The 2,432-nt window shown below is 61.8% G+C and carries 2 protein-coding genes; both read left to right on the top strand.

Going from position 1 to position 2,432, the window contains the following annotated elements:
* The first annotated feature begins 112 nt into the window (after positions 1–112).
* Positions 113–1,642, top strand: a complete 1,530-nt coding sequence (istA, locus tag Q1A36_RS21180; protein WP_101752186.1) for an IS21 family transposase — start codon at positions 113–115, stop codon at positions 1,640–1,642.
* Positions 1,632–2,426 (top strand): IS21-like element helper ATPase IstB, encoded by a 795-nt coding sequence (gene istB / locus Q1A36_RS21175; protein WP_101751536.1) that lies wholly within the window; start codon positions 1,632–1,634, stop codon positions 2,424–2,426. The genes istA and istB overlap by 11 nt, the downstream gene beginning before the upstream one ends.
* The last annotated feature ends 6 nt before the right edge of the window (positions 2,427–2,432 follow it).

Below are 2,432 nucleotides of genomic sequence, written 5' to 3'. Positions count from 1 at the left end.
TGTTGATTTCCACCCAGAACTGACCCGGGTTGGCGCGTAATTTCCATTGAGATTTGACCCATGTGACCCTTCCCCAACGCGATCAGCGGCGGGGAGCAACGGAGTGATCCACATGGGACTTTTGAATATCATCCGGCGGATGGCGCTGCGTGAGAAGCTGCCGATCCGCGAGATAGCCCGCCGGACCGGGCTATCTCGGAACACCATCAAGAAGTATCTGAACGCGGGCACGATCGAGCCGAAGTTCTCGGTGCCTGAGCGCCCGAGCAAGATCGATCCGTTCGCCGAGAAGCTCGCGGCTTGGCTGAAGACTGAGACGACGAAGTCGCGCAAGCAGCGCCGGACATTGAAGCAACTCTACGCCGATCTGGTCGCGCTCGGCTATACCGGTTCCTACAATCGCGTCGCCGCCTTTGCTCGTGACTGGCGCGCCGACCGGCAACGCGAGCAGCAGACCACGGGACGCGGTACCTTCGTGCCGCTGGCCTTCCGCCCGGGGGAGGCCTTCCAGTTCGACTGGAGCGAGGATTACGCGGTGTTGGGCGGAGAACGCACCAAGCTGCAAGTCGCCCATATCAAGCTGTCACACAGCCGGGCTTTCCTGGTTCGCGCCTATCTGCTGCAAACCCACGAGATGCTGTTCGACGCCCATTGGCATGGCTTTCGCGTCTTCGGCGGCGTTCCTGGGCGGGGAATCTACGACAACATGAGGACCGCTGTGGATCGCGTTGGCCGCGGCAAGGAGCGTCAGGTCAATATGCGCTTCCTCGCCATGGCCAATCACTATGTCTTCGAGCCGGAATTCTGCAATCCGGCGTCGGGCTGGGAGAAGGGACAGGTCGAGAAGAACGTCCAGGATGCGCGCCCGCGGCTGTGGCAGCCAATGCCCAACTTCCCGGACCTGGCAGCCCTGAACGCCTGGCTGGAGCAGCGCTGCATGGAACTGTGGCGGGAGATCCCACATGGAACCCGTGCCGGCAGCATCGCCGATGCCTGGACCGAGGAGCAGGCCGCGCTGATGGCCCTGCCGCCTGCCTTCGATGGCTTTGTCGAGCAAAGCAAGCGCGTCTCACCGACCTGCCTGATCAGCTTCGAGCGCAATCGCTACAGCGTGCCGGCGTCTTTTGCCAATCGCCCTGTGAGCCTCAGGATCTATCCCGAGCGCCTGGTCATTGCCGCCGAAGGGCAGATTTTGTGCGAGCATGAGCGGGTGATCGAGCGCTCGCACCACCTGCCGCCGCGCACCATCTACGACTGGCGGCATTACCTCGCCGTCATCCAGCGCAAACCCGGTGCCCTGCGCAACGGAGCCCCGTTTGCCGAGTTGCCCGCTGCCTTCAAACGGCTGCAGGAGCAGATGCTACGGCGGATTGGCGGTGATCGCGAGATGGTCGATATCCTGGCCTTGGTCCTGCATCACGACGAGCAAGCGGTGCTGACCGCGGTCGAACTTGCCCTGTCCGAGGGCGTCGCGACCAAGACCCATGTGCTGAACATTTTGCACCGCCTGATCGACGGAAAGACCGACGGACCACCCATCGACACGCCCCAGGCGCTGCATCTGCGCCGAGAGCCCAAGGCCAATGTCGAACGCTATGATGGCTTGCGCGCGCACATGACCGGAGGCCGCCATGCGTCATGATCCTGCCAGCGGCGCCATCGTGATCATGCTCCGCAGCCTCAAGATGCATGGCATGTCGCAAGCCGTCACCGATCTGATCGAGCAAGGCGCACCGGCCTTCGAAAGCGCCGTGCCGATCCTCACCCAACTGCTGAAGGCCGAAATGGCCGAGCGAGAAGTTCGCTCAGTCGCCTATCACATGAAGATCGCCCGCTTTCCCGCCTATAAGGACCTGTCAGGCTTCGACTTCTCGGCCAGCGAAGTCAATGAGGCGACGGTGCGCCAGCTGCATCGCTGCGAGTTCATGGGCGGCGCCGAGAACATTGTCCTGATCGGCGGCCCAGGCACCGGGAAGACCCATGTCGCAACCGCCATTGGCATTCAGGCCATCGAGCATCATCGCCGTAAGGTCCGGTTCTTCTCGACCATAGAACTGGTCAACACGCTCGAGCAGGAGAAAGCGAGAGGCAGGACCGGCCAACTGGCTGAAACCCTGATGCGGCTGGATCTCGTGATCCTGGACGAGTTGGGATACCTGCCGTTCAGCGCATCAGGCGGCGCCTTGCTCTTTCACCTGCTGAGCAAGCTTTACGAACGCACAAGCGTCATCATCACCACCAATCTCAGCTTCAGCGAATGGGCGACGGTCTTTGGCGATGCCAAGATGACCACCGCGCTACTCGATCGCCTGACCCACCGCTGTCACATCCTGGAAACCGGCAATGACAGCTTCCGCTTCAAGGCAAGCTCGGCTGCTGCGACCAGAAAAAAGAAGGAGACCTCTGATGTCTTGACCCGGTCATGACCCGAC

The sequence above is a fragment of the uncultured Paracoccus sp. genome, assembly GCF_947487305.1.
In the GTDB taxonomy this organism is placed as follows: domain Bacteria; phylum Pseudomonadota; class Alphaproteobacteria; order Rhodobacterales; family Rhodobacteraceae; genus Paracoccus.
Note: the sequence above shows the minus strand (reverse complement) of the source record. Positions and strands in the feature narration are given on the sequence as shown.

Coding starts and splice junctions, on each gene's coding strand:
- istA (WP_101752186.1), top strand. CDS start 113: ATGGGACTTTTGAATATCATCCGGCGGATGGCGCTGCGTGAGAAGCTG.
- istB (WP_101751536.1), top strand. CDS start 1,632: ATGCGTCATGATCCTGCCAGCGGCGCCATCGTGATCATGCTCCGCAGC.